This is a genomic window from Corynebacterium sanguinis (genome assembly GCF_007641235.1).
Lineage (GTDB): Bacteria > Actinomycetota > Actinomycetes > Mycobacteriales > Mycobacteriaceae > Corynebacterium > Corynebacterium sanguinis.
Genome location: NZ_CP038157.1, coordinates 1,186,332 through 1,211,928, shown reverse-complemented (window position 1 = coordinate 1,211,928; position 25,597 = coordinate 1,186,332). Strand labels below are relative to the sequence as shown.

General features: G+C 64.1%; 26 protein-coding genes and 1 tRNA gene. 7 read left to right on the top strand and 20 right to left on the bottom strand.

The window, feature by feature from the left end; all coding sequences use genetic code 11:
- Window positions 1–185: 185 nt before the first annotated feature.
- From E3227_RS05890 to scpC, 8 genes are all read right to left on the bottom strand, one after another.
- Window positions 186–743 carry a helix-turn-helix domain-containing protein gene (locus E3227_RS05890; protein WP_144317874.1) on the bottom strand — a complete coding sequence of 186 codons (558 nt, stop codon included), beginning with the start codon at window positions 741–743 and terminating at the stop codon, window positions 186–188.
- A gap of 2 nt (window positions 744–745) precedes the next feature.
- The gene (locus E3227_RS11805; RefSeq protein WP_259810506.1) at window positions 746–874 is read right to left on the bottom strand and encodes a hypothetical protein; all 129 of its coding nucleotides are present in this window, start codon (window positions 872–874) and stop codon (window positions 746–748) included.
- A gap of 153 nt (window positions 875–1,027) precedes the next feature.
- The gene (locus tag E3227_RS05885) at window positions 1,028–2,293 is read right to left on the bottom strand and encodes a DUF3631 domain-containing protein (protein WP_144317873.1); all 1,266 of its coding nucleotides are present in this window, start codon (window positions 2,291–2,293) and stop codon (window positions 1,028–1,030) included.
- A 307-nt stretch (window positions 2,294–2,600) separates the two neighbouring features.
- Complete coding sequence (locus E3227_RS05880; protein WP_144317872.1) at window positions 2,601–3,089, bottom strand: hypothetical protein; 489 nt, start codon at window positions 3,087–3,089, stop codon at window positions 2,601–2,603.
- A gap of 114 nt (window positions 3,090–3,203) precedes the next feature.
- Complete coding sequence (locus E3227_RS05875; RefSeq protein WP_144317871.1) at window positions 3,204–3,395, bottom strand: helix-turn-helix domain-containing protein; 192 nt, start codon at window positions 3,393–3,395, stop codon at window positions 3,204–3,206.
- A gap of 225 nt (window positions 3,396–3,620) precedes the next feature.
- Complete coding sequence (locus tag E3227_RS05870; RefSeq protein ID WP_144317870.1) at window positions 3,621–4,868, bottom strand: tyrosine-type recombinase/integrase; 1,248 nt, start codon at window positions 4,866–4,868, stop codon at window positions 3,621–3,623.
- A gap of 156 nt (window positions 4,869–5,024) precedes the next feature.
- A tRNA-Lys gene (locus E3227_RS05865) sits at window positions 5,025–5,097 on the bottom strand.
- A 115-nt stretch (window positions 5,098–5,212) separates the two neighbouring features.
- Entirely contained in the window at window positions 5,213–6,721 is a 1,509-nt protein-coding gene (gene scpC / locus E3227_RS05860) for a succinyl-CoA:acetate CoA-transferase ScpC (protein ID WP_144317869.1), read from the bottom strand.
- A gap of 185 nt (window positions 6,722–6,906) precedes the next feature.
- Here scpC and dusB point away from each other — a divergent pair, with 185 nt between their 5' ends.
- Both dusB and phoU read left to right on the top strand, forming a co-directional pair.
- Window positions 6,907–8,076 (top strand): tRNA dihydrouridine synthase DusB, encoded by a 1,170-nt coding sequence (dusB, locus tag E3227_RS05855; protein ID WP_170228640.1) that lies wholly within the window; start codon window positions 6,907–6,909, stop codon window positions 8,074–8,076.
- A 36-nt stretch (window positions 8,077–8,112) separates the two neighbouring features.
- Window positions 8,113–8,841, top strand: coding sequence for a phosphate signaling complex protein PhoU (gene phoU / locus E3227_RS05850; RefSeq protein ID WP_136648881.1), 729 nt, complete (start codon window positions 8,113–8,115; stop codon window positions 8,839–8,841).
- A 97-nt stretch (window positions 8,842–8,938) separates the two neighbouring features.
- On the opposite strand, the gene pstB is transcribed toward phoU, so the two are convergent.
- From pstB to mshD, 5 genes are all read right to left on the bottom strand, one after another.
- Window positions 8,939–9,712, bottom strand: coding sequence for a phosphate ABC transporter ATP-binding protein PstB (gene pstB, locus E3227_RS05845; RefSeq protein ID WP_144317867.1), 774 nt, complete (start codon window positions 9,710–9,712; stop codon window positions 8,939–8,941).
- A 41-nt stretch (window positions 9,713–9,753) separates the two neighbouring features.
- Window positions 9,754–10,764, bottom strand: coding sequence for a phosphate ABC transporter permease PstA (gene pstA, locus E3227_RS05840; RefSeq protein WP_186365393.1), 1,011 nt, complete (start codon window positions 10,762–10,764; stop codon window positions 9,754–9,756).
- Window positions 10,765–10,779: 15 nt separating this feature from the next.
- Window positions 10,780–11,856 carry a phosphate ABC transporter permease subunit PstC gene (gene pstC, locus E3227_RS05835; RefSeq protein ID WP_144317866.1) on the bottom strand — a complete coding sequence of 359 codons (1,077 nt, stop codon included), beginning with the start codon at window positions 11,854–11,856 and terminating at the stop codon, window positions 10,780–10,782.
- Between the two features lie 177 nt (window positions 11,857–12,033).
- The gene (gene pstS, locus E3227_RS05830; RefSeq protein WP_136648884.1) at window positions 12,034–13,167 is read right to left on the bottom strand and encodes a phosphate ABC transporter substrate-binding protein PstS; all 1,134 of its coding nucleotides are present in this window, start codon (window positions 13,165–13,167) and stop codon (window positions 12,034–12,036) included.
- 202 nt (window positions 13,168–13,369) lie between these two features.
- Window positions 13,370–14,260, bottom strand: a complete 891-nt coding sequence (gene mshD, locus E3227_RS05825; RefSeq protein ID WP_144317865.1) for a mycothiol synthase — start codon at window positions 14,258–14,260, stop codon at window positions 13,370–13,372.
- 28 nt (window positions 14,261–14,288) lie between these two features.
- On the opposite strand from mshD, the gene E3227_RS05820 reads away from it, so the two are divergent.
- Window positions 14,289–15,056 carry an LmeA family phospholipid-binding protein gene (locus E3227_RS05820; RefSeq protein WP_136648886.1) on the top strand — a complete coding sequence of 256 codons (768 nt, stop codon included), beginning with the start codon at window positions 14,289–14,291 and terminating at the stop codon, window positions 15,054–15,056.
- Between the two features lie 21 nt (window positions 15,057–15,077).
- The gene (locus E3227_RS05815; protein WP_144317864.1) at window positions 15,078–15,725 is read left to right on the top strand and encodes a heme-binding beta-barrel domain-containing protein; all 648 of its coding nucleotides are present in this window, start codon (window positions 15,078–15,080) and stop codon (window positions 15,723–15,725) included.
- On the opposite strand, the gene E3227_RS05810 is transcribed toward E3227_RS05815, so the two are convergent.
- A complete protein-coding gene (locus E3227_RS05810) occupies window positions 15,722–16,636 on the bottom strand; it encodes an aminodeoxychorismate lyase (RefSeq protein WP_170228639.1) in 915 nt (304 codons plus the stop codon). The genes E3227_RS05815 and E3227_RS05810 overlap by 4 nt on opposite strands.
- 22 nt (window positions 16,637–16,658) lie before the next feature.
- Here E3227_RS05810 and ygfZ point away from each other — a divergent pair, with 22 nt between their 5' ends.
- Both ygfZ and E3227_RS05800 read left to right on the top strand, forming a co-directional pair.
- Entirely contained in the window at window positions 16,659–17,753 is a 1,095-nt protein-coding gene (gene ygfZ / locus E3227_RS05805) for a CAF17-like 4Fe-4S cluster assembly/insertion protein YgfZ (RefSeq protein ID WP_170228638.1), read from the top strand.
- A 147-nt stretch (window positions 17,754–17,900) separates the two neighbouring features.
- Window positions 17,901–18,098 carry a DUF3073 domain-containing protein gene (locus tag E3227_RS05800; RefSeq protein WP_136648889.1) on the top strand — a complete coding sequence of 66 codons (198 nt, stop codon included), beginning with the start codon at window positions 17,901–17,903 and terminating at the stop codon, window positions 18,096–18,098.
- Between the two features lie 65 nt (window positions 18,099–18,163).
- On the opposite strand, the gene purM is transcribed toward E3227_RS05800, so the two are convergent.
- The 3 genes from purM to E3227_RS05785 are packed head-to-tail and all read right to left on the bottom strand — an operon-like array spanning window position 18,164 to window position 21,147.
- On the bottom strand, window positions 18,164–19,243 hold the full coding sequence (gene purM / locus E3227_RS05795) for a phosphoribosylformylglycinamidine cyclo-ligase (protein ID WP_144317862.1): 1,080 nt from the start codon (window positions 19,241–19,243) through the stop codon (window positions 18,164–18,166).
- A 2-nt stretch (window positions 19,244–19,245) separates the two neighbouring features.
- Window positions 19,246–20,736 carry an amidophosphoribosyltransferase gene (gene purF / locus E3227_RS05790; RefSeq protein ID WP_136648891.1) on the bottom strand — a complete coding sequence of 497 codons (1,491 nt, stop codon included), beginning with the start codon at window positions 20,734–20,736 and terminating at the stop codon, window positions 19,246–19,248.
- Between the two features lie 18 nt (window positions 20,737–20,754).
- Entirely contained in the window at window positions 20,755–21,147 is a 393-nt protein-coding gene (locus E3227_RS05785; RefSeq protein WP_040422916.1) for a sterol carrier family protein, read from the bottom strand.
- A gap of 25 nt (window positions 21,148–21,172) precedes the next feature.
- Between E3227_RS05785 and E3227_RS05780 the strand changes: the two genes are divergently transcribed.
- A complete protein-coding gene (locus tag E3227_RS05780; protein WP_144317861.1) occupies window positions 21,173–22,177 on the top strand; it encodes an acyl-CoA thioesterase in 1,005 nt (334 codons plus the stop codon).
- A 5-nt stretch (window positions 22,178–22,182) separates the two neighbouring features.
- Here the strand turns inward: E3227_RS05780 and purL are convergent, their stop codons facing one another.
- Genes purL through purS form a run of 3 tightly spaced genes read right to left on the bottom strand, consistent with a single transcriptional unit; the run spans window position 22,183 to window position 25,379 of the window.
- Window positions 22,183–24,474, bottom strand: coding sequence for a phosphoribosylformylglycinamidine synthase subunit PurL (purL, locus tag E3227_RS05775; RefSeq protein WP_144317860.1), 2,292 nt, complete (start codon window positions 24,472–24,474; stop codon window positions 22,183–22,185).
- A 6-nt stretch (window positions 24,475–24,480) separates the two neighbouring features.
- Window positions 24,481–25,152 carry a phosphoribosylformylglycinamidine synthase subunit PurQ gene (purQ, locus tag E3227_RS05770; protein ID WP_136648895.1) on the bottom strand — a complete coding sequence of 224 codons (672 nt, stop codon included), beginning with the start codon at window positions 25,150–25,152 and terminating at the stop codon, window positions 24,481–24,483.
- On the bottom strand, window positions 25,149–25,379 hold the full coding sequence (gene purS, locus E3227_RS05765; protein ID WP_040422841.1) for a phosphoribosylformylglycinamidine synthase subunit PurS: 231 nt from the start codon (window positions 25,377–25,379) through the stop codon (window positions 25,149–25,151). Before purS ends, purQ begins: the two co-directional genes overlap by 4 nt.
- Between the last annotated feature and the right edge of the window lie 218 nt (window positions 25,380–25,597).

Sequence of the window (25,597 nt, the reverse complement as noted above, 5' to 3'; positions counted from 1 at the left end):
ATGTCCTGCGGTAGAAACCTGACCGATAAGCGCTGCCGCGTGGTCGGTGGTATGTATCGCGGGGACGGTTAGCCGGTGCGTGATTCCGCGCCTGCGGGTGCTGGTGTGCCGATGTCGCTGGATGGCGGCGCGTTCTCGTTCCAGGGGGTCGCTGTAGGGGTCGTGGTGTGCTGCTACGGCCCCTTTTACTGCTGCTGTTCGGGGTCTGTGTTCACGTCGTAGTCGCTGTCGTAAGTTCCTGGGTTGTTGTCTGGTTCTGCTAGCGCGGCAACCATTTTGAACCCCTCGAATAGGTCTTGGAGGATTCCGCGCGCCTTATCGGTGTCGCTGCCCCGGTCGATCTGCTCTTGAAGTTGGTGGATTTGTACCGCTGTTTTGCGCATTTGGTCTGCGATTCTCGCCACCTCTGACAACGGTGGTTCGGCGAGGGTGACGGCGACGGGGCCGTCCGGGCCGTTGAGGTAGGTTGTGTACGGCTCCCACATGCGGGCACTTAGGCTGTCGATGTCGTCGAGCAGATTAGCCAGCATGTCATAGGACGCTGCCCGGGCGTTCTCCCAGCGTGCCTGCGCTGCTTCCAGCGTGATCGACGGGTTAGTGTCGACCCCAGCGTTGCGGAGGGTTCGGGAGACGGTCGCCGGTGAGCAACCGATTTCCCGGGCTATTTCTCTTAGCGTCCAGCCGTCGGCGCGGTGGTCGAGGATTGCCTGTCGTTGTTCGTCGGTGAGTTGTTTCTGTGGCATGGTTATTCGATTCCTTTCGGGTCGTTGTTGTCGATTTGATCCAGGCGGTCGTGGAGGGTGTCGGCGAGTTTGCGGGCCTGGTCGGCGCGAAGTGAGACAACCTGCCCGGTGTTGCCGATCCGAACACTCACGAAGTGTTGCCCTGTCCGGCTAGTTGTCACCCGGATTGGCAGATTGATAAAGGGCGCGCCTTGGTCGCTGTAGAGCTTTGCCTTAACTGTTCTTGCGCTCATTGCTTTGTGTATTTCTGCGTAGTTGTTGGTGTCGTCCTTTTGGTCGTCCGGTTAGTGGGTGGGGGTGTGGTAACCGGACGAACCGGACGAACCGGACGAACCGGACGAGTTCGCGCCGGGCTGGGCTACACCAAATGAGGAAAACGCTTGGTAGAAGTCCGCCAGGCAGTATCCACGCTCCCGGTCGCCGCCTGTTGCTCTCTGTGACCTGATCGAAAACTTGTGAGCGAGTAACCTTCCTAGGCCTTGGGCTTTCAGTTCGCCGCGATCTGCTCCGGTACCCCAGTAATCTGGATTGGCCCATGTGACGTGTCGCAGTAGGTCGGCGGTTGGGGTGAACGATTGCGGGGTGCCGTTGGTATCGGTCGGCCAGCCTGCCGCGATGTCGCGTAGCAACTGAACGTGTCGGGGTACGCGGGTTAGACCTGCTTCCCGGTCGTCGCTCTGTTGGTCTAGGTCGTTGAGGATTAGGTGTTTCGCTCGGTCTGGCCAGTCGCCCCCGGCGGCTCGGGCAACTTTGAGTAGTGGTGCCCACCTTTCGCGGTTTCTGCCCCGTAGGCCTGCGAGGGTGCGTTGTTCGCCGGTTGCTGGGTCGGTGTAGGTTTCGGTGGCGTAGTCAATCTGATCGGCTTCTACCTGACCGCGTACCAGGTCGGCCCATGCGGTGATATGGCCCTGTAGCGTAAGCGCGTCCTGCTCGATGTGTTGCCAGTCGCTATCGGCGACGGTGCCGTCGAGGTCTGGCAGTAGTAGCACGGTGATACAGCGGCTCCGGGTGTCGTCCGGGAGGTTCGGGCTGTTACCGGCCAGGGCTACCGGCCCGTAAGTGGACATTTCAACGGGTTGCCATTCGGTTACGCCGTTTTCGTCTTTTCGCTGAACGAGGACGGGCCGCGACGCTCCGCGCCTGTATCCGCTGTTGAGGACGGCTAGCAGTTCTTTCGAGCCGTCGTTCCTGGGGTCGAGGGTTCGGTCTACTTCATCTACGAGCACGGTTCGGGGTTCCCGTTCGAGCAGGCGGGCGAGTAGAGAGGGGCTGGATAGGCTAGCGGCTTGTACGGCTTTGTAGGTTAGCCTTTGGAGGTGGTCGAGCGTGGTTGTCTTGCCGCTCCCTGGTGCCGGTGAGTCAAGCAATAGGCGCGGTGATGTCCATGTCTCGTTGGCGAGGTGGGTTGCCACGGCCCATAGCGTGAGTGTTGCGAGGTCGTCACGGTGAGCGGTTTTAATGTAGGTGCCTAGCCATTGCTCGGTCACGTTGAGCACGGCTTCCCCGCTGGTGGGGTCGAGCACGTCGATAATGTTTGCGAGTTCGTACATTATTTGCCTTTCTTGGGCGTAGTCGTCCGGTTCGTCCGGTTCGTCCGGTTCGTCCGGTTCGTCCGGTTCGTCTAGGGGGGCTTACTGAACCGGCCACATGGGCGCTAGTCGCTTCTCGGTTTCACGTCTGCGTTCTAGACCTGCCCTGGTCTGCTGCCAGTCCAATGGCTGCGGTGGTTCGCGCCTGGCGCTAGCCCGGCGGCTGATTGCTGCCGCTACTTGCTGTGCTCTTAGGTGTTCAAACTTGAACGTGGAATGAGTAAAGCCCCCGCGTTGTGGCGAGGGCTTGGAGGTTTTTTGCTGGGCGCTAGTCATCGACGCTCACCCCGGCGCGGGCTGCGTAGGTGGGTAGGTAGCGGGTGTAACGCACGGCTCGGCGGATCGCGTCGTCTCCGGCGTCTGCGGCCTGCTGTAGGGCTTCTGCGGTTGCTTTGAGCACGTTTAGCAGCCGGTAGCGGCGTAGTAGGTTTGCTAGCCGTTCGGTGGCTTGTGGCGGGGTTGAACGCCCACCGCGAACCGTCCCTACCGCGTCGAGTAGCACGGCCCGGACGTATTCGTTGTTCATGTCTCCGGCCTGGGTGAGTGCTCCGGCCACGTCCTCGATAACCGGCAAGGTAGCACCCTGCCCGGCGCGGGTGAGGTCGTCGGCGTGTGCGGCGATTGCCTGCCAGACGGTGCGATGGGCGGGTGTCGGCCAGTCGCGGGATTGTAGAGTCGCTGCGACTTCGACGATCACCTGCGCGGGTGTCGCGGTGAGCGCAGACATGAGCAGCGCCGTCGCGGTTTGCTGGTACATGCGTGTGGTATAGTCGCTGGTAGACGCTTCGACTTTGGTGGTTGCTTGTGTCTGGCCCTCGGTGTGCTGTGGTGGCACCGGGGGTGTTTTCGTTGTAGTGGTCATTTTTGATCCTTAGTTGTAGACCTTGACTTCTTGGAACATCGCGTCGAGGTCGTCGGTTTTTACGCGGTAGTCGCGGCCCGTTCGTGACGCTTTTAAGGTCCCGTCTTGGATGCGGCGGCGGAGGGTTTTCACGCTGTACCCGGTGTAAACGGCGGCTTCTTTGAGGGTGAGCCACTTCCGGGTGATTGTCTGCTGCGTCATGCGTTCCTCGTTGACGTAGTTGCCGTGTGTTGGCTTGTTGTGTTTGCGGGGTCTTGGTTAGCCCGCGCCCGTCTTATTTGGGGCATGAAAAAAGGCCCGTTACCTGCTTGTTTTAGCAGTTCGGGCCTTGCTGTGTGTGGACATAGTTGGTCCACGTGGGAAAGTGTATACGGTTTTTTGGGTTGATTCAAGCCCTCCTGTCCGCTTTAGTGGCTGCTTTGGTTGTTAGTGTCCTGCGATCTGGTTAAATGCGGCGGCTGCACGGTCTCTGTAATCGCTCTGGGCGCGCATGTATTCCATGAGTTGTTCAGTTGTTTCGTGCCCCATGAGCCGCCTTGCATCCTCCAATGAAAACGACCCGGCGAGGGCGAATGTGACGAGCTTCGTTCCGTAGTAGCGCCGCGTGCTGTGCGGGGTGATGTCAGGGCGGCCTATGTGGCGTTTTGCGGGGTTGAAGTAGTTATCGCGGTAGTTGCCCTGGGTGAACTGCGTTCCGCCCTTACGGGACACGACGAGCGCTTCTGGGGCGCGCTTATGGAAGTCTGCGAGGTGTTGGCGGATCGCGTCGCTGGTCACGATATCGAGGGTGATTGAGCGTACGGCGGCGGCTGTTTTCGGGGTGTCGTTGATCAGGACTTCCTTGCCGCCGGTGGGGGTGTTGGTGTCTTGCATGTTGCGGGCTATATGGATTGTGAGCGGGGTGCCCGGCGCGGTGGTGCCGTCGAGGTCTTTCACGCGCAGTTCCAGCAGTTCGCCCAGTCGTAAGCCCGCGTACAGCATGATTCGCGGTGCGTGCTGAAGCCAGTCGGGGAATGCGGCTATGAGCGCCTGGGCTTCCGCGTCGGAGAGCACGGTCTGATCCTTCGTGGTGTTGCGTGGCGGCTTCATCGAGACGGTGGAAACTGGGTTTTCGGTGATTAGTTCCAGCTCGTCAATAGCCCATTTGAACGCTGTGTTAAGGCGTTTCTTAGCGTGGTAGGAGGTGCTGTAACCGGGGCTGTCCTGCGGCCACGCTGATTCCACCTCGCGCACCCATTGTCTGATTCGTTGCTTGTCCACGTCGATGACGCGCACGTCGCCTAGCGGGGTTACGCCGTTGAGTTGAAGCACGTTGCGGCCTAGCGGGTCAACTTCGCCCAGTACGCGCAGGTTAAGCCGTTTGCGGTGACTGCGTTTTGTGGCTTCTTTCAGCGGGGCGCGGGTAAGCCAGTCATCTATGAGTTCAGCGACCGTGAGCGATTGGGCGGCTTCTAGTTCGGCTAGGCGCTTTGCTTCGTCGCGGCGTTGCTTCGGCGGTACCCATCGACCTTCGGCTATGAGGTCGGCTTCGCGGTCGAGCCATTTCTGGGCTTGGTGCCGTTTGGTAAAGCCATGACCGGGTGTGTGTTTGGCCGCGTCGTGCGAGTACTCCGCGTAGTACTTGCCGTTCTTCGCGGCGATTTTGCCGAATGTGGCGCGGGTGCGTTGTGCCATGTCGTGCGATTCCCTCTAGATTCCCTAATTATTCCCTATTCGGTGGGCTGTCGTGTCCCCTTTTGGGTTGCTAGGTCTAGATAGTAATATGGCCTGTGACGTGTGCAAACATGACAAAACCCCCGGTCAGTGGTGACCAGGGGTTTTAGTGTTTCGTGGGCCCTCCGGGGCTCGAACCCGGGACCTGCGGATTAAAAGTCCGTAGCTCTACCAACTGAGCTAAAGGCCCGACGCACACATGGTAGCGGGTCAGCACAGGCGGATAGAAATCGGGCTGGCCCAATGCGCGCGCCCCGCTTTTACCGGTTTAGGTAAGCGGGGCGTCGAATAGCGAAGGCGAGCTTTTAGCCCTCGGTCTTCATGGTTCCGGTCTCGAGGGAGCGGATGTGGAAGTCGAAGGCGTGGCGCAGATCGTGCGGGGTCTGCTGGAACTTGGAATTCCCGGCGCGCTCAACGTACTCCTCGAGCAGCGGTCGGTAGGAGGGGTGCGCGATCGAGATCATCTTGGCCACGCGATCGCGCGGGGCCAGGCCGCGCAGGTCGGCCACGCCGTACTCGGTGACAAAGACCATTGCGTCGTGCTCGGTGTGGTCCACGTGCGAGACGAACGGGACGATCGCGGAGATCGCGCCGCCCTTCGCCTCCGAGGGGGAGATGAAGGAGGAGACGAACGCGTTACGGGTGAAGTCGCCGGAGCCACCCAGGGCGTTCATCAGGCGGGAGCCGTTGATGTGGGTCGAGTTGGCGTTGCCGTAGATGTCGGCCTCGATCAGGCCGTTGGTGGCGATCAGGCCGACGCGGCGGATCACCTCGGGGTGGTTCGAGATCGACTGCGGACGCAGGATGATGGAATCGCGGTAGCGCGACGCCTCGTTGTTCATCTTCTCCGCGTACTCCGGCGACAGGGAGAACGAGGTGGCGGAGGCGACGGTCATCTTGCCGGCGTCGATGAGATCGACCATGCCGTCCTGGATGACCTCGGTGTAGGCCTGGATGTTCTCGAACTTGGACTCCATCAGGCCCGCCATCACGGCGTTGGGCACATTGCCGACGCCCGACTGCATGACGTAGCGGTCGTAGGCGAGGCGGCCGGCCTTGACCTCGTTCTCGAGGAAGTCGAGGAAGTGGCCAGCGATCTGCTCGGAGACCTCATCGGGGGCCTTAAACGGAGCGTTGCGGTCCGGGGCGTCCGTCTCCACAATCGCGACGATCTTGGACTGGTCAACCTCGATGTAGGAGGTGCCGATGCGGTCGCCGGCGTTGGTAATCGGGACCGGGATGCGGTTCGGCAGCGGCGGCACGAGCCAGATGTCATGCATGCCCTCGAGTTCCTCCGACTGCCAGGAGTTGACCTCGATGATGATCTTCTTCGCGGCGTTGAGGAACTCCACGGAGTTGCCCACGGACGACGAAGGCACGATGTTGCCGTCCTCGGTGATGCGAACGGCCTCGACGATGGCGACGTCGAGGTCGCCGAAGAAGCCCTGCTCCACCATCATGCCCGAGTGGGAGAGGTGGAAGTCCTGGAACTTGATGGCGCCTTCGTTGATCTTGTTACGCAACTGCGGGTCGGACTGGTAGGGCATGCGGTAGCGCAGCGCGTCCGCTTCGGCGAGGACGCCGTCGCACTCCGGTGCGGTCGACGCGCCGGTGAACAGATCGATGGCGTAGCCCTGGCCCTTATCGTGGGCCTCCTTCGCCTTTTGCGCGATCGCGCCCGGCAGGGCCTTGGGGTAGCCAGCACCGGTAAACCCGGACATGCCTACCTTGTCGCCGTGGTTGACGAACTGCACGGCCTCCTCAGCGGACATCACCTTGTCGCGCAGCCCGGCGTTAGCAATACGTTCAGTCATAGTTCAATCCCTCATTCGGTTTTTTGTTGGACTCTTTACGCCTCCACCATATGGGGAGTGCGGAAACAATGCTAGGCACTACTTTTCTTGTACTAAATTTTAGTGCAATAGGCAACGTCAAACGCTTTTCAGGGGGTGCTTCGAATTGGACTGTTACGCCACCTGCGTGGACAATGGTGCGTACTATGACTCAGGCACTCTCGGCACCACTCGCGCTGCGCATCGGGGATTTCACGCTCAACTCCCCCGTCATCCTCGCGCCCATGGCGGGAGTGACAAACATGCCGTTTCGCGTGCTCTGCCGCGAGATCGAGCAGGAACTGACCGGCACCTCGTCTGGGCTGTACGTCTGCGAGATGATCACGGCCCGAGCCCTCGTCGCACGCAACCAGAAGACCCTGCACATGACCACGTTCGCCGACGTTGAGATCCCGCGCTCCATGCAGCTCTACACCGTGGACCCGAAATTCACCTACGAGGCCGTGCGGATGATCGTCGAGGAAGATATCGCCGACCACGTCGACATGAACTTCGGCTGCCCCGTACCCAAGGTCACCCGCAAGGGCGGCGGTTCGGCGATCCCCTACAAGCGCAGGCTCTACGCCAACATCGTCGCGGCAGCCGTGCGGGCCGCGGAGGGATCCGGCATTCCGATCACCGTGAAGTTCCGCATCGGCATTGACGACGCCCACCACACGCACCTCGACGCCGGGCGCATCGCCGCGGAGGAGGGCGCGGCAGCCGTCGCGCTGCACGCCCGCACCGCCGACCAGCGCTACTCCGGCCAGGCGCACTGGTCCGAGATCCGCCGACTTGTCGAGCACATGGAAGGCACCGGCGTCCCCGTCATCGGCAACGGCGATATCTTCGCCGCCGACGACGCCGCAAAGATGCTCGAGACCACCAACTGCCACGGGGTTGAAGTCGGCCGCGGTTGCTTGGGGCGGCCCTGGCTGTTCGCGCAGCTCGGCGCGCAACTGCGCGGGGAAGAGATCCCGCCAGAACCCACCCTCGGCGAGGTCGCCCGCATCATCTACCGCCACGCTGAGCTGCTCGCGCTTCACGACGGCGAGGAGCACGCGTGCCGGGATATCCGCAAGCACACCGGCTGGTACCTGCGCGGATTCCCCGTCGGCGGCGAGTTCCGCAAGGACCTTGCCCGCGTTGCCTCACTAGCCGAACTCTCCGCTCTGCTGGACACCATCGCCGACTCCACCGAGCGCGCCGAGCACGCCGAGGATGCTCGCGGGCGCCAGGGCTCGTCATCGAAGGTCGCGCTGCCCGACGGTTGGCTCGACGACCCTGAGGACGACACTGTCCCGGAGGGTGCCGAGATGGACAGCAACGGCGGATAGCCCCAACCGGCGCGTGGTGCTTGTAAGGTGAGCGATATGCGGACCAACTACAGGGAGCACCTGGACGCGTTCTCGCGCGACCTCATCGAGATGTGCCAGAACGTCCGCACGCTGATGGATAACGCCACCGTCGCGCTGCTGACACAAAGCCTCGATCACGCCGAGGACGCGCTGTCGTTCTCCGACGGCCTCGACGTGATCCGCCAGCGCTGCGAAACCCGCAGCATGCAGCTCCTCGCCCTCGAAAGCCCGGTTGCGTCCGACCTGCGGCAGGTTGTGTCGTCGATCTACATCGTCGAAGATTTCGAGCGCATGGGCGCGCTGGCGACCCACATTGCCAGGCTCGCCAGGTTGCGCCACCCCCACCCCGTTCTACCTGAGCCCATGGTGGTCCTGGTCGAGGAACTCGCGCGACTCGCCCACGAGCTGGGGTCGCAGACCGAGGACCTGCTTTACGCGCCCGACGCCGATGCCGCCGTGGGGCTGCGCAACGCCGACGACGAGGTTGACACGATGACCAGCTACATCCTCAACGTTGTCACCAACCGGCACTGGGAGCATTCAACTCGCGAGGCCGTCGACCTCGCGCTTTTGTGCCGCTACTTCGAGCGCTACTCGGACCACTGCGTCAACGTCGCCGCTCGCACGGTCTTTTTGGTCACCGGGATGAAGCCGGAGGCCTACCTAGAGCATCGGCGATCCGGTGATAGCTTTGATATGGATGAGCGCTTCGCCGTTATCGAGCAGCGCTTCGACCGCACCTAGAAGAAGCACCTAGAAACAACGACACCCCGGCTGCCGCGCGCCCCATCCGTACGGGGCGGATGCGGCAACCGGGGTGGACTCGCGGTTGCTTTGGCGATTAGCCGAAGCGGCCTGCGATGTAGTCTTCGGTTTCCTTGCGCTCAGGGTTTTCGAAGATGGTCGTGGTGTCGTTGAACTCGATGAGCTGGCCCGGCTTGCCGGTTGCCTCAAGGGAGTAGAACGCGGTCTTGTCAGACACGCGCGCTGCCTGCTGCATGTTGTGGGTCACGATGACGATGGTGTACTGATCCTTGAGCTCGTGGATCAGGTCCTCGACTGCCAGGGTCGAGATCGGGTCGAGTGCCGAGCAGGGCTCGTCCATGAGGAGAACCTCGGGGCGCACTGCGATCGCGCGGGCGATGCAGAGGCGCTGCTGCTGACCACCGGAGAGGCCGCCGCCCGGCTTGTCGAGGCGGTCCTTGACCTCTTCCCACAGGTTGGCGCCGCGCAGGGACTCCTCCGCGACCTCCTTGAGCTTCTTGCGGTCACGCTCACCGGAGAGCTTCAGGCCGGCAACGACGTTGTCCTCGATGGACATGGTCGGGAACGGGTTGGCCTTCTGGAACACCATGCCGACCGTGTTACGCACCGACACCGGGTCGATGTTCTTGCCGTAGATGTCGTTGCCATCGAGCAGGATCTCACCCTTGACGGATGCGCCGGGGATGACCTCGTGCATGCGGTTGAGGGTGCGCAGCACGGTGGACTTGCCGCAGCCGGACGGGCCGATGAAGGCGGTCACTGCCTGGGCAGGGATGGTCAGGTTGACGTTCTGCACGGCGTGGAAGTCGCCGTAGTAGATGTTGACGTCGTTGAGTACGAGCTTAGACATCAGTTTCCTCCTGGGAATGTTGGATTCGTGGGTGCGACGATTTACTTCTTGACCGAGAACTTCGAGGCGATGAGGCGCGCGATGATGTTGAGGGAGACGACCATAATCACGAGCGTCAGGGCGGCGCCCCACAGGCGGTCGTTGGCCGCACCCGTCGCGCCGGACTTCCACATGTCGAGCATGAACAGCGGCAGCGAGGACTGCGGCTGGTCGAACATGCCGAACCAGTTGGTCACCGGCGTGGAGCCGACGAGGATCAGCACCGGGGCGGACTCGCCCATGACGCGGGCCACGGCGAGCATGACGCCGGTGACAATGCCGGACAGGGCGGTCGGCAAGACGATGCGCGCGATGGTCTTCCACTTCGGAACACCCAGGGCGTACGAGGCTTCACGTAGATCCATGGGCACGACGCGAAGCATCTCCTCGGTGTTGCGCACCACGATCGGAACCATCAGCAGAATGAGCGCAAGCGACACGGCGAAACCGGAACGCTGCTGGCCGAGGACCGTGATCCACATGGCGTAGATGAACAGTGCGGCGACGATCGATGGGACACCGGAGAGGATGTCCACCATGAAGGTGGTGAGCTTACCCAGGCGGTTACCGTTGGAGTACTCCACCAGGTAGATCGCGGTGAAAATACCGATCGGAATGGAGAAGACCGAGGCGACCAAGGTTTGCATGATGGTGCCGGCAATAGCGTGGAGCGCTCCGCCGCCCTCGGCGCTGTTGCGCACGCCCAGCATGTCCTGGGTCCACCAGTCCACGCTGAAGACGGCGCCAGCGCCACGGGAGATAACCGTGAACAGCAGCCACATCAGTGGGATCAGTGCAATGATCATGCAGGCCCACATGAGCAAGCCCATGATCGAGTTCGTGGTCTTGCGGCCCGAGGAGATTTCGGTAAACGGGGTGCCGTCGCCGGACTCGCCGCGAGCAGGGGTGGTGGTAGCGGTAGCGACGGTCGAGGAACCCGTCGTGGTGCTACGGACAGTCGAAGCATCCACGGACGCGGAGTGGGAGCCGTTGTTTGGTACTGCGGTACTCATTGTGGCCTCTACCTCCTATTTCTTGTTGACGATCGTGCGGGCGATCGAGTTGACGACGAAGGTCAGGATGAACAGCACCAAACCGGCGGCGATGTAGGCGCCAGCACTGGTCGGGTTGTTGAACTCGGCAGACGCGTTAGCAATGTGGGTTGCGAACGTCGAGCCGCCGTCGAACAGCGATGCGCGGAACACCGGCGACGGCGAGACGACCATGTAGAGCGCCATGGTCTCACCGAGGGCGCGGCCGAGGCCGAGCATTGAACCTGCGATGTAGCCGGACATACCGAACGGGAGGACCGTCATACGGATCACTTCCCAACGGGTTGCGCCCAACGCCAGAGCTGCCTCGATCTGGCCGGGAGGCGTCTGCACGAAGACCTCACGCGCGGTCGCGGCGATGACCGGGAGGATCATGATCGCGAGCACGATGCCACCGGTGAGCATGTTGCGGCCGGTGTAGTACGAGGGGGTGTTCGGGTACACCGCGAAGAGGAAGAACCCTCCAGCCCAGGAGTGGAGCCAGTTGTAGAACTGCCCGAGGAAGGGGCCGAGCACCTGCGCGCCCCAGAGGCCATAGACGATGGACGGCACCGCGGCAAGCATGTCCACGAGCGTGCCCAGTGGACGGACGAGGTTCTTCGGCGCGTAGTTGGACAGGAACAGCGCGATACCAAGCGCGATCGGCATCGCGATGATCAGCGCGATAAGGGAGATCGTCACCGTGGCGAAGAAGAGGTTCGGGATACCGAACTGCATCGCGTCCAGGTTCGACGTTTGCCACGGGCCGGTGTAGGTGAAGAAGCCCCAGAGGCCGCCTTCGTTACGCGCGAGCGGCGGGATAGCCTGCAGGAGCAGGAACAGGCCGATCGCGGCGATGATGACCGTAATCAGCGTTGCCGAAGCGGTGGAGAAAAATTGGAAAACTCGGTCGCCGGGGCGGATCACACCGGCGCCGCGTTGCGGGTCGCCTGTGTTCGGGGTGCCCTCCAAGGCGGGGTCTTGGCCCTTCTTAATGGGCGTGCCGGTAGAGCTCGGGATCACGGGATCTACCCTTGTCGCGTGGCCGTTACCAGGCAGTTCATTGTCAGCCATGTTCACGAATCCTTATTTATTGAATTGCAGCAGCAAAGTTTCAGCGTGTTTCTATGACATCTGTTAGTCATTGATTGCACATGTCTCGTTAACCGAGCCCATACACGGGTCTGCCCCCACCCGGCGGGGCCGCGAGGGGGCAGACGTTTTCCCTATTGAGGGGAAAGAACAGCTGTGTTAGCTGATGGCGTTGACAGCCTCGCGCAGGCGGTCAGCGTGTGCGCCGGAGACCGGGATGAAGCCCTCGGAAGCGAGCTCCTCATCCTGGGAGTCGAGTGCGACGGTCAGGAAGTCCTTGACCATGTCGCGGGTCTGGTCGTCGTAACCAGCGGAGCAGACGATCTCGTAGGTGGTCAGGATCAGCGGGTAGGTGTCAGCACCGTCCATGGCGAAGAGCTTGGCTGCGTCGACGACCATGTTGTGGCCCTCGGTCTCGAACTCGAGGCCGTCGAGTGCGTTGCCCACAGTCTCCTCGTTGAGCTCAACCGGGCCGTTGCCGAAGTCGATGTTGGCAGCCTGGTCAGCGAAGCCAGCCTCGACGTAGGTGATGGCGCCCGGGATAGCCTTAACCTGCTCAGCAACACCGGTGGAGCCGTTGGCGCCAGCGCCGACAGCCTGCGGGAATGCCTTGCCGGAGCTCTCCCAGCGGCCGTCGGAGGCAGCGGAGAGGAACTTCTGGAAGTTGTCGGAGGTGCCGGACTCGTCGGAGCGGTAGATGACGGAGATGTTCTCGTCCGGCAGCTCGGCGCCCGGGTTAGCCTCGGCGATGGCCGGGTCGTTCCAAGAGGTGATGTCGCCCTTGAAGATGTCAACGAGGTTATCAACGGTGAGGTTGAGGTCCTCGACGCCGTCGAGGTTGTAAGCGATGGCAACCGGGCCGATGACCATCGGCAGGTGCCAAGCTTCGTTGCCGCCGCAGCGGTCAGCTGCCGGCTGGACCTCGTCGTCCTTCAGCGGGGAGTCAGAACCTGCGAAAGCAGCCTGGTCACCGATGAAGTTCTTGACGCCAGCGCCAGAACCGGTTGCGTTGTACGCCAAGTTTGCACCCGGGACAGCCTCAGCGTAGCGGGCGCCGAAGTAATCCATCGCGTTCTGCTGGGAGGTTGCACCCTCAGCGACGAGCTGACCCGTGGTGCCGGTCAGGTTGGAGTCACCAGCAGCGGCGTCGTTGGTGGCCGTATCTGCGTTGGTAGCTGCTGCGGTGGTGTCGTTGGTGGAAGCGTCGTTGGAGTCACCGCAAGCGACGAGGGATGCGGAGGATGCTGCGACGACACCTACGATGGCGGCGGTGCGCTTAAAGTTGCGAATCACGGGGTACCTTTCCGGTGCGAATTCAGATGAAGAGTTCGAGCATCGGATCCTGGTGGAAAGAGAAGCCCAACTGGATTTTCATGGTCCAGACAGACTTCATCCGATTACTCACACTTGGATAAGGTACGTGTCAACGGTTAACCGTTGGTGTCTAACGCAATGAACAGTAGGTTAACTTTTGCGGATATTCACATCTTCGCAGCTAGGAGGCGTTTTGTTGGTACACAATATGCTTTTGCACTGTCAGGAACCCGAGATTTTCATACCGCGCCACCGCCGCACCGTTATCCGCCTCAACATACAGCTTGACCTCGGAGGATCCCTGGCCCACGAGGTGGTTCAGGCCGATCCTAAGCAGCGGATCTCCTAGCCCCTTTCGGCGGTAACTGGAATCTAGCCCCACCACATAAACCTCACCTGTCACGTCCGGGTGCATCTTGGTCCAGTGGAAGCCCGCAAGGGAGTCACCCTCGTAGAGAAACCTCACCCCTTGCGGGTCAAACCACTCGGCCTCCATCCCGCGGTGCAGCCTGTCCAGATCCCAGCCGCCCTGTTCCGGGTGCCATTCGAACGCGTGATTGTTGGCGTCCAACCACGCCTGCTCAACCGTTTCTGTACCCCAGCGCTCTACCGCCTCGGAGTAACCCAGATCACTAAACCCCTCAGGCAGCTCCACCTTCGCGGCCTCGCGCAGCTCATCGCCGTTAATCGCCATCACCAGCAGCTCACGGGTGACGCCAAGCCCACGGCTCTTCGCCAAGGCGCGAGCGGCCGGCAAGTCCCCGTGTGCCCACAGCCCGGCCTTCGGATTGCGCTCAAGGAGGACGTCGACAAGCTGCGTGCCGATGCCGCGGCCCCGGTGTTCAGGGTCAACGGCGAGCTCTGCGGAGTCGTCCGGGGCGAGCGCTGCGATGGCCACGAGGTCACCGTCGGGGCCCATGCAGGCGAGGTGGGTGTGCTCCAGGCGGGCGTCGTCAAGCCCTGCGAGAAACTGCTCGGAAAACGCCGCGACCTTATCGTGAGCCTCGACCGTGGTCAGGAGGCTGCGGGCGGAGTCGCCGGGCAATGTCACTTCAGCAATCTTGTTCGTCATAACTTCAGGCTACGGTAGAAATAAAGGCATGAGTGTTCTCTCGCGCGTCCGCGGGATCAAAGTGGCCGCCACGATCATCGTCGTGGTGCTGGTCGTGGCTGCCGTGGCGCTGCTCGTGGACACGGCGGCGGCTTCGCGAGTCGAGCGCACCCTCGCCCTTCGCGCCAGCGCCGACGAAAGGCTCTCCGCCACCCCCGACGCTTACGTCGCGGGGTTCCCGTTTTCCCTGGTCGCGGTCACCAGTACGATCCCCCGGGTGTCCGTCTCCGCGCTCGACGCGACGGTTGAGGGCCTCGGCACGGTCAACACCACGGCGGAGGCCTTCGATGTCGATATCGATGCTGAGGCCGCGTTCGCCGGAGAGTTCGCGGGCGCGCACGCCACCATGGTGCGGCGCAAAGTGCGCCTCGACGGTGTCGCGTTCGGCGAGCTGCTCGGCATGACCGACCTCGACATCGCCAACCCCTACAACATCTCTCCCTCGGGCGGCACGGCATCCGAAGCCCAGCTCACCGGCACCGTCCCCGGCACGGACGCGCCCAGCACCGTGGTGGTCACCCTTCGCCTCGACGGTTCCACCTTCCAGATGCGGCCGAGCCTGCTTCTCGACGCCCCGCCCGGCGCCGAGGACAAGATCCTCGACGCCTACACCCTCGACCGCGACACCCGCGATCTGCCGCTGGGCGGGCCAGCGGACGCGGTCCTGCTCTCGGGGGGTTCGATCGAGTTTTTCCGCCAGCGCCTCAACGTCACCTTGAGCGATTTCGACCTCGCCCCGCTGCCGCCGGAGAGCTAGCCAGAGGGTAGCGTGGGGGCCATGAGCGAGACGCCGACATCGGATAACACTGCCCGCCTCGACGGCAGCGAGGCCGTCAACTTGGCCGCGAAGCAGTCGAAACACACCGCCCACCGCAACATCCCCGGCCTCGGGTTCGAGGACTTCCCCCTGGCCGATGACACCGCCAACCTGCGCCAAGGCCCGTCGCTTCACGACGGCCTGCTCGCGCTCCTGCCGCTTGTCGGCGTGTGGTCGGGCCGCGGCCAGGCCAACGACGGCGGCGAAGAGTACGCCTTCGGCCAGCAGCTCGTGGTTTCCCACGACGGGGAGAACTACCTGCGCTTTGAGTCGCGCATCTGGCGCCTCGACGACGACGGCCAGCCGCAGGGCGCCGACCAGCGCGAGGTCGGCTTCTGGCGGATCTCCCTTTCCGACGAGATGGAGGTCACGCTGACCAACTCGCGCGGGCTGGTGGAAATCCTCTACGGCGAGCCGGTTAACGAACGCGCCTGGCAGGTCACCAGCGCGTCGACCATCGTCACGGCCACGGGCCCCGACAAGCACGGCCCCGGCAAGCGCCTCTACGGGCTGATGCCGAACAACAACCTGGGCTGGGTGGACGAGCGCGCCGTCGACGGCAAGATGGTGCCCTACATGTCGGCCGAGCTCACCCGCGTCGCCGGCTAGTCCAGCGCGGCGCGCACGAGAGCGCGGAACTCGCGCTCGCCCTCGGGCGTCGCCGCAAGCGGGCGCCCGTCAAGCTCGGTAACCCGAACTGCTTGGCGCACCGCGCTGACCAGCCACACCGACTCGGCCGCGAAGAGGTCCTCGAGGTACAGGTCCTTCGCCTTGCACCTGTACCCCAACGCGTCGGCGTGCTCGAAGATTGCCCGCTGGGTGGTGCCGGCCACGATGTCGGGCCCCGGGGCCGGGGTGCGCAGCTTTTTGTCCTTGCGCACGACGATCACACTCGACGTGGTCGCCTCGAGCACGCGCCCGTCTGTTGCGTCGACGTAGATCACCTCGTCGGCTCCGCGGGATGCGGCCCAGCGCAGCGCCGCCATCGACGCGGTGTAGTTCAGCGACTTCGCGCCCACCTTCAGCCACGGAGCCTCGTTCTCACCGTGGGCAAGGGTGTAGCCGCGCGGGGAGCTCAGCGCTGTGACCCCGGTTTCGCGCTGCCGGATGATCGACTCGTCGATGGGGCGCACCGTCAGCCAGGCCGTGGGCACACCGGTGCTTTCGCGACCACGCGTCATGGTCCAGACGCACTTCGCCTCGGAGCGCTCACCCTCGCCTTCACCGCGCTCGCGGTAGTAGTCCTCCACCGCCTGGCGCATCGCCCGAATCCAGCGGTCAACGCCCGGGTCAGGCAGGTCGAGCGCCTCGGCCGAGCGGCGGAACCGGCTGACGTGCTTGTCCACGTTCACGGGCTCGCCGCCGCGGATCAGCAGGGTTTCAAAGATCCCGTCGCCGCGGGTCACTCCCGCATCGTCCCAGAACACATGCGCCATGTTCGCGTTTTGCCTGCGGACAGAGCCTCCAAACGGTTCCACGAGGTAGATCACCGGCTGCGGAGGAATATGCGAGGAGGCCATGATGCCCCATTATGCACGTAGGATGGGGCCTGTGGAAACTCCTAGCCAGTACCGTTCAGTCCTCCTTAACTCCCCCGGAGCGGCCGAGCTGCCCGAGGCGGAGACCTCGCTTATCGACGCCCACGGCGTCGCATGGCACTACGGCGACCCCCTCGGGGAGCAACGCGCCCTATCAAGCGGCCCAATCGTGATCGACCGCTCGCATCGCAGGGTCATCGCCGTCAGCGGCCCGGACGCGCCGACCTTCCTCAACAACCTTTTATCGCAGAAGCTTATCGACGCCCCCGAGGGGCTCGCGGCCTCCGCACTCGACCTCGACATCCAGGGCCACATCCTGCACCACGCCGACGTTGCCTACACCGACGGCGTCTACTACCTCGACGTGCCCGCCTACCAGTGTGAGACGCTACACTCCTTTTTGACCAAAATGGTGTTCTGGTCGGACGTTAAAGTTAATGACACCGACCTCGGCGTGATCACCGTGCTGGGTGAGGCGCCCGCCGTGGAGGGGGCAGCCGCCACCAGGACGCGTCCGTGGGGCGAGACGCAGCGCACCGACGTCCTTGTTGAGCGCGGCCGCGTTGGGGAGGTCGTCGATAAGCTGCGTGCTCAAGGGGTGAGGCTGTCAGGCCTAATGGCCTTCAGCGCGCTGCGCGTACGCGCCGGTGAGCCCGAGCTGCGCGCCGACCTGGATGAGAAATCCATCCCGCACGAAGCGCCCTCGCTGATCAACCGCGGCTCCCACATTGGCGCGGTGCACCTGGAGAAGGGCTGCTACCGGGGCCAGGAAACGGTCGCGCGCGTGGAAAACCTCGGCCGCTCACCGCGGCTTTTGGTCATGCTCCACCTCGACGGCTCCGCCCCCGTCGATCCGGTGCCGGGTGCGGAGATCACTCTTGCGGGCCGCCGCGTTGGGCGCCTCGGCACGGTCGTCCACGATGCGGACTACGGGCCCATCGCGCTGGCCTTGGTCAAGCGCTCCGCGCTCAACTCCGGCGACCTGACGATCAGCGGCGAGGTCGAAGTCTCGGCCGCCGTCGACCCTGATTCGCTGCCGCTCGACGAGGGCGAGAAGGCGGGGCGCAAGGCAGTCGAAAGGTTGAGATCCAACCAGTAGCTCCACCTATATCCCCAGGTTAAGGGGCGGTTAAGATTTTTCTTTCGTGACAGGCTATAGTGTCCCACAGGACTATATTGATACGAAAATGAGTGGCCACCCGCGGCAAGCGGGTCGCCCAATGAACCACCTCAAGGGGGTCACGCCATGGGTCGCGGACGCGCCAAAGCAAAGCAGACCAAGGTTGCTCGCCAGCTCAAGTACCAAACGCCTGAGATGGATCTCGATTCGCTGCAGCGCGAACTCGCAGGCCAGTCCCCGGCCCGGAGCTACAGCGATACCGATGACGAGGTGGATGACCGCTTCTCTGACTACCCCGACTGGGACGCAGACGGTCGCCGCTAGCCAGCTCTAATTTGCACGCACCCGCCCCCGGGTTAGAACTTCGGGGCGGGTGCGCTCGCATCTGACTAGAACTGCGGGTGGCTGCCCGACAGGACCGCGCGAGCGGTCTCACCCTCGCCGCTAGCACGCAGCTCGCCAATGACCCAGCTCTCGATGTGGCGAGCCGCGAGGATCGCGAGGGTACGGTCCCGGTCCTCCGGGGCGACGACGGCAACCATGCCCACACCCATGTTGAAGGTCTTCTCCATCTCCTCCTGGGCGACCTCGCCCACGGACTGGATGAAGCGGAAGATCGGCGACGGCGACCACGTGGCGCGGTTCATCTCCGCAACCTTGCCCTCGGGAATGATGCGCTCCACGTTGCCCACCAGCCCACCACCGGTGACGTGGCAGAAGGTCCGCACCGAACACTCCGAAGCCAGGGCCAGGCAGTCCAGTGCGTAGATCTTCGTCGGCTCGAGCATTTCCTCGCCGAGCGTGCGGCCCAGCTCCTCGACGTAACCGTCGAGCGGCAGCCCGGCGCGCTCTAGGAGCACGTGGCGCGCCAGGGAGTAGCCGTTGGAGTGCAGGCCTGACGACGCCATCGCGATCACGACATCACCCTCGTGGACCCGATCGGGGCCCAGCAGCTCGTCGGCCTCGACCACGCCGACGGCGGTGGCGGAGACGTCGTAGTCATCCGGGTTCATCACCCCTGGGTGCTCTGCGGTCTCCCCGCCGAGCAGGGCGCAGCCCGCCTGAACGCAGCCCTCGGCGATACCCGCCACGATCTGGGCCACCTTTTCCGGAACGACCTTGCCAATGGCGATGTAGTCCTGCAGGAACAGCGGCTCGGCGCCACAGACCACGAGGTCGTCGACGCACATTGCGACCAGGTCAATGCCGATCGTGTCGTGCTTATCCATCGCCTGTGCGACGGCGAGCTTGGTACCCACCCCGTCGGAGCCGGCGGCCAGCAGCGGCTCACGGTACTTCCCCAGCGCGAACAGCCCGGCGAAGCCGCCCAGCCCGCCGCGCACCTCGGGGCGCGAGGCCCGCTTTGCTAACGGCGCGAACAGCTCGACCGCCTTGTCACCGGCCTCAATGGATACGCCCGCGGACGCGTACGAGACCGGGCCGGCCTCGGCGTTGTGGTTGGTCGTCATGGCTAGTGTTCACCTTTCTGCATGCGGCGGACGAGCTCGGCGTTGGAGTTGCCCTCCGGCAACCCCAGCGGGTAACTGCCCGTGAAGCAGGCGGTACAGAGATTGTCCGCAGGCTGCCTCGTGGACGCGATCATGTCGTCGGTGGACACAAACGCCAATGAATCTGCCCCGATCATAGTGCGGATCGAATCACGCGCCGCCTCGTCGTCGAACCCGCTGCCGTTATTAGCGATCAGCTCGCCCGGGCTGGCGAAGTCAATGCCATAGAAGCACGGCCACTTCACCGGCGGCGACGCGATGCGCACGTGCACCTCGGCCGCGCCCGCCTCGCGCAGCATCTTAATCAACTTGCGCTGCGTGTTGCCGCGCACAATGGAATCGTCGACCACGATCAGGCGCTTGCCCTCAATAATCTCGCGCACCGGGTTCAGCTTCAAGCGAAGCCCTAGCTGGCGCAGGGTGTCCGAGGGCTGGATGAAGGTACGGCCCACGTAGGCGTTCTTCATCAACCCCTGCTTGAACGGGATACCCGACTCCTCCGCGTAGCCAATTGCCGCGGGCGTGCCCGATTCCGGAACCGGCATCACCAGCTCACCCTCGACCGGGTCGACGTGGGACAAGCGCTTTCCAATCTCGATGCGCGTTGCGTGCACCGAACGAGACGCGATGACGGAGTCCGGGCGCGCCAGGTAGACGTACTCGAAGACGCAGTGCGCCTTCGGCGTCTCGGCGAAGCGCTCGGTGTGCACGCCGGTCTCGTCGATAGTAATCAGCTCGCCGGGTTCGACGTCGCGCACGTACGTTGCGCCGACGATGTCCAGGGCGCACGTCTCGGAGGCAATGACCCAGCCGCGCTCGAGCCGGCCCAGCGACAACGGGCGCACGCCGTGCGGGTCGCGGGCAGCGTAGAGCGTGTGCCCGTCTGTAAACATGAAGCAGAAGGCACCCTCGATGGTGGGTAGGAGGGTGCGGGCGGCGTCGAGAAGCGAGCTGTCGTCGCGGATCGCGTCGGTAAGCAGCGCGGAGACGACCGCGGTGTCCGAGGATGAGCCCTGGCCCTCCACGCCCTGCGGCGGGATCAGCTTGCGTTCAATCGCCCTGGCCTGCAGGTCCTGGTAGTTGGTCAGGTTGCCGTTGTGCGCCAGCGCCACATCCGTGCCGTTCGGCGAGGTCCGAAACATCGGCTGGACGTTTTCCCAGCTATCGCCACCGGTTGTGGAGTAGCGGGTATGGCCGACCGCGACGTCGCCCTGCAGGGCGTCCAAGATGGATTCATCAAACACCTGGGAGACAAGTCCCGTGTCCTTGAACACCACGATCTTCTCGTGGTCGCCCACTGCGATGCCCGCGCCCTCCTGGCCGCGGTGCTGCAGGGCGAAGAGCCCGAAATAGGCGAGTTTGGACACGTCCTCCCCGGGAGCCCACACGCCGAACACACCGCATTCGTCGTGGGGAATGTCCTCGTGAGTTTCCTGAGTACTCAAGGTTTGCACGTGCCCTACCTTAACGGATTACCCCACCTGTAGAGCAATCACGGGAAGCGCGCTCGCGATCTCCCCCGCGCGGGAACCCGAAGCCTCAATTCGGCCATCCGCGAGCGCCTCGGCGAAGGACTCAAGCCCGGTCGCTACCTTCAGCCACGTCTCCGGGTTCATCTCCACCACGTTCGGCGGTGTGCCGCGGGTGTGCCGCGGGCCGGAGACGCACTGCACCGCCACGAACGGCGGGACCCGAAGTTCGACCGCGTGGCCGGGGAGCTCGTCGGCAAGCGTGCGGGCCGTCGTGCGGCAGGCGTCGGCAAGCAGCGGGCGCTTTGGCGTTGCTGTGACCTCGCCGCGCAGCCACTCGGCCACCGCCTCGACCGCCAGCCGCGTGGTGTGGGGATCGCTCTTACGCGCACTCATACGCGACATACTAATGTGTTCAATCATGGAATCCCCCGTTGCTACGACGAAATCCCCCTTTGTCACCCTGCGCTTTATGGCCGCGCCTGACGACGTCATCCTTGCCGGGGCCCAGGGCGTATCCGGCGGGCGAGTCCTCGAATGGATCGACAAGGCCGCCTACGCCTGCGCCGTTCAATGGTCGGGAACCTACTGCGTTACCGCATACGTCGGGCACATCCACTTCACACGCCCCATCCCCTCCGGGCACCTTGTCGAGGTGCGCTCGCGCATCGCCATGACGGGGCGCACCTCCATGCACATTGTCAACGAGGTGCTCTCCGCCGACCCGCGCGAGGGCGTGTTTACCCGCGCCTGCGACTGCCTAGTCATCTTCGTGGCCAAAGACCCGAAGACGAACGAGACCATGCAGGTGCCCACCTTCGTGCCCTCGACGGACGAGGAAGAGCGAGTGCTCGACGCCGCGCTGTCGCGCATCGACCTGCGCAACGCCATCGAAGCGGAGATGAAGGGGCAGACCTACACCAACGATTCCACCGCCCCGCGCCTGATCCACCGGTTCCTGGCCAAGCCGACGGACATCAACTGGGGCGGCAAGGTCCACGGCGGCAGCGCGATGGAATGGATCGACGAGGCGGGCGTGGCCTGCACCATGGAGTGGTCCGGCGAGCGCACTGTTGCCGTGTACGCAGGCGGCATCCGCTTTAAAAAGCCGATCTCCATCGGCGACCTGGTCGAGGTTGACGCGCGTATCACGCGCACCGAGGCCCGCTCGATGAACCTGGTGATCCAGGTGCGCTCGGGCAACCCGCGCGGCGGCCGCGACGCGCTGACCCCCGCGATCCACGCGACGTTTACCTATGTCGGCGTCGACATCGACGGCGAGCCCCTAGCCGCACGCCAGTACACGCCGGTCACCGACGAGGACAAGCGGCTCTGGGAGCACACGAAGAAGCTCAAGGACCTGCGCCAAGAGTATGCCCCGATGCCGCTGGTGCGCCCCTTGGACGCCCAGCAGCGGCTGGACTAGCGGATCTAAACCGGGGCGTTCGGCGCCAGCGCGTGGTCGAACAGCCCCGGCAGGGTTGCACTCCACGCCTCGGCGAGCTGCGCGATCGACACTGTTTCGCCAGCCACGGTGATCTCCCCGGTTTCGTTCGTCGAGCCGAGGACGGCCACCGGAATGCCCGCTTCGGTCGCGCTCTGCACCGCGATGTCGAGGCGGTCGGCCGTCACGGCGACGAGCACACGCGAGGCGGACTCCGAAAACAGCGCGGTAAACGCGTCGTCGTGCACCCCGGTGACGTCCAGCTCCGCGCCCTTGCCGGAGCCGAGCAGCATCTCGAACACCGCCTGCGCCAGGCCACCTTCCGAGAGGTCGTGCGCTGCGGAGATGCCCTCGCTGTCGGCGAAGAACTCGGCGAGGCGCTGCTCATTGGCAAGGTCCACCTGCGGCGGCAGGCCGCTGAGCTTCTGGCCGGAGACCTCTTGCCACACCGATCCGCCGAACTCGTCGTGGGTTGCACCCAACAGAAGCAGCTTGAAGTCGCGCTGCACGGTGCTGTCGGCGGGATCCGGCAGCGCGTGCCCGATGGTCTGCTCGACGTTGTCAATCACGCCGAGGACGCCCACAACGGGCGTCGGCAGAATCGGGGTGTCGCCGGTCTGGTTGTAGAAGGACACGTTTCCGCCGGAGACGGGGATCCCCAGCTCCACGGCGCCGTCGGCTAACCCGTGAACGGCCTCGCGGAACTGCCACATCACGTCCGGATTCTCGGGGGAGCCGAAGTTCAGGCAGTTGGTGATCGCCACGGGGCGCGCCCCGGTGACAGCGACGTTGCGGTAGGCCTCGGCGAGCGCGAGGCGCGCGCCCATGTTCGGGTCGAGGAAGGTGTAGCGGCCCGAGGCGTCCGCAGACACGGCGACGCCGCGGTTGCTCTCCTCGTTGATGCGCAGCACGCCGGAGTTGGCGTACTTCGCCTGCACGGTGTTGCCGCGCACGTAGCGGTCGTACTGCTGGGTGATGAAGTCGCGCGAGCACAGCGCCGGGGAGGCGACGATGCGCAGCCACGCGTCGCCGAGTGCGACGGACTTGTCCACCTCGGCGGGCTGCTGCACGTCGTCCTGCCACGCGGGGCGGGCCCACGGGCGGTCGTAGACGGGGGCCTCGTCCGCGATGGTCGACGGCGGCGCGTCCACCACGACCTCGCCGTTGTGGGACACGACCAGGCGGTCCGCCTCACCGGTGACCTCGCCGATCACCGCGGCGTTGACGTCCCACTTCGCGCAGATTTCCATAAAGCGCTCGACGTTATTGGGCTCGACCACGGCGCACATGCGCTCCTGGGATTCGGAGGCGAGGATCTCCGCGCCGGTCATGTTCTCGGCGCGCAGCGGCACCGCGTCGAGGTCGACACGCATCCCGCCGTCGCCGGAGGCGGCCAACTCGGAGGTGGCGCACGCGAGGCCGGCCCCACCGAGATCCTGGATGCCCACGACCACGCCGGAGTGGTAGAGCTCGAGGCAGCACTCGATGAGCACCTTCTCCGCGAACGGGTCGCCGACCTGCACGGCCGGCAGCTTGCGCTCGGCGCCGTCCTCGAAAGACTCCGACGCGAGCACGGACACGCCGCCGATGCCGTCGAGCCCGGTGCGGGAGCCGAAGAGGATCACCTTGTTGCCGGACCCCGAGGCGAACGCGAGCTTGAGGTCTTCGACCTTGAGCGTGCCCACGCACAGCGCGTTGACCAGCGGGTTAGACGCGTAGGTCTCGTCGAACACCGTTTCGCCACCGATGTTGGGCAACCCCAAGCAGTTGCCGTAGCCGCCGATGCCCGCAATCACACCCGGCAAGACGCGCTTGGTGTCGGCCGCGTCGGCGGGGCCGAAGCGCAGCTGATCCATCACCGCAATCGGGCGCGCGCCCATGGCCATGATGTCGCGGACGATGCCGCCCACGCCCGTGGCCGCACCCTGGTAGGGCTCGATGAAGGAGGGGTGGTTATGCGATTCGACGCGGAAGGTCACCGCGTCACCGCCCCCAATGTCCACCACACCGGCGTTCTCACCGATGCCGGCCAGCAGCTTGGAGCCCATCTCCTCCGTCATGGTCTCACCGAAGTACCGCAGGTGCACCTTGGAGGACTTGTACGAGCAGTGCTCGGACCACATCACGGAGTACACGGTCAGCTCAGCGTCGGTGGGGCGGCGCCCGAGGATCTCGACGATGCGCTGGTACTCGTCGTCTTTTAAGCCCAGTTCGCGGTACGGCTGGGCGTGCTCAGGCGTCGCCTTCGCGTTGTCGACGGTGTCGTTGTGCACGGTCATCCTTAGTTACGCTCCGATCGAAGAGATGGCGGACAGAAACAGGCCGAGGCCGTCGACGGACGGGCCGGTTAGCGTCTCGATGGCGTGCTCCGGGTGCGGCATGAGCCCGACGATGCGCCCGGTTTCGTTGGTCACGCCCGCGATCGAGTTGATCGAGCCGTTGAAGTTGTCGGTGTAGCGGAAGACCACCCGGCCCTCGCCTTCCAAACGCTCGATGGTTTCGGGGTCAGCCTGGAAGCGACCCTCGCCGTGCTTGGCGGGGACGAAGATCTTGGAGCCCGACTCGAAGCCCGAGGTCCAGGCGGTGGTGTTGTTTTCCACCGTCAGGTACGTGTCGATGCAGTGAAACAACAGGTTTTGGTTGCGGGTCAGCGCTCCCGGCAGCAGGCCGGCCTCGGTGAGGATCTGGAAGCCGTTGCAAATCCCGAGAACCGGCATGCCCTTGTTCGCCGCGTCGATAACGGCGCCCATCATCGGCGCCTGCGCGGCAATCGCGCCGGAGCGCAGGTAGTCGCCGTAGGAGAAACCGCCGGGGACGACGACGGCGTCAACGCCAAAAAGGTCGCTGTCGGCGTGCCACAGCTCGACGGGCTTCGCCCCCGCGAGGCGTACGGCGCGCAGCGCGTCGACGTCGTCAAGCGTGCCCGGGAAAGTGATGACCCCGATGGAAGCCGTCATCGAACGACCTCGAAGTCCTCGATGACGGTGTTGGCGAGCAGGGTCTGTGCGACGCGCTCGAGCTCGGCGTCCGAGACGGAATCGTCGACCTCGATCTCAAATCGCTTGCCCTGGCGCACATCGGCGACGCCGCTCACCCCAATCCGGCCGAGCGCGCGCAGGACAGCCTGTCCCTGGGGATCAAGAATCTCTGCTTTCGGCATGACATTTACAACGACACGTGCCATGGGGAGTCCCTCGCTTTAGGTAGGTCATTAGACGCGCTCGAGTATATCGGACGCGCCGACACGCCCGAACTACCCGTTTCCCCGGTATTGAAAGCGGGGCGCGCCGCGAACTGTTACGCCTGGGTAAACGCGGGGAGAATTCTCACTTTTCACCCAGCGAACCCATAAGTACCGGGCTACTTTTACCGAGGAATTGTTATTCGCCTCCCCCGACTCAC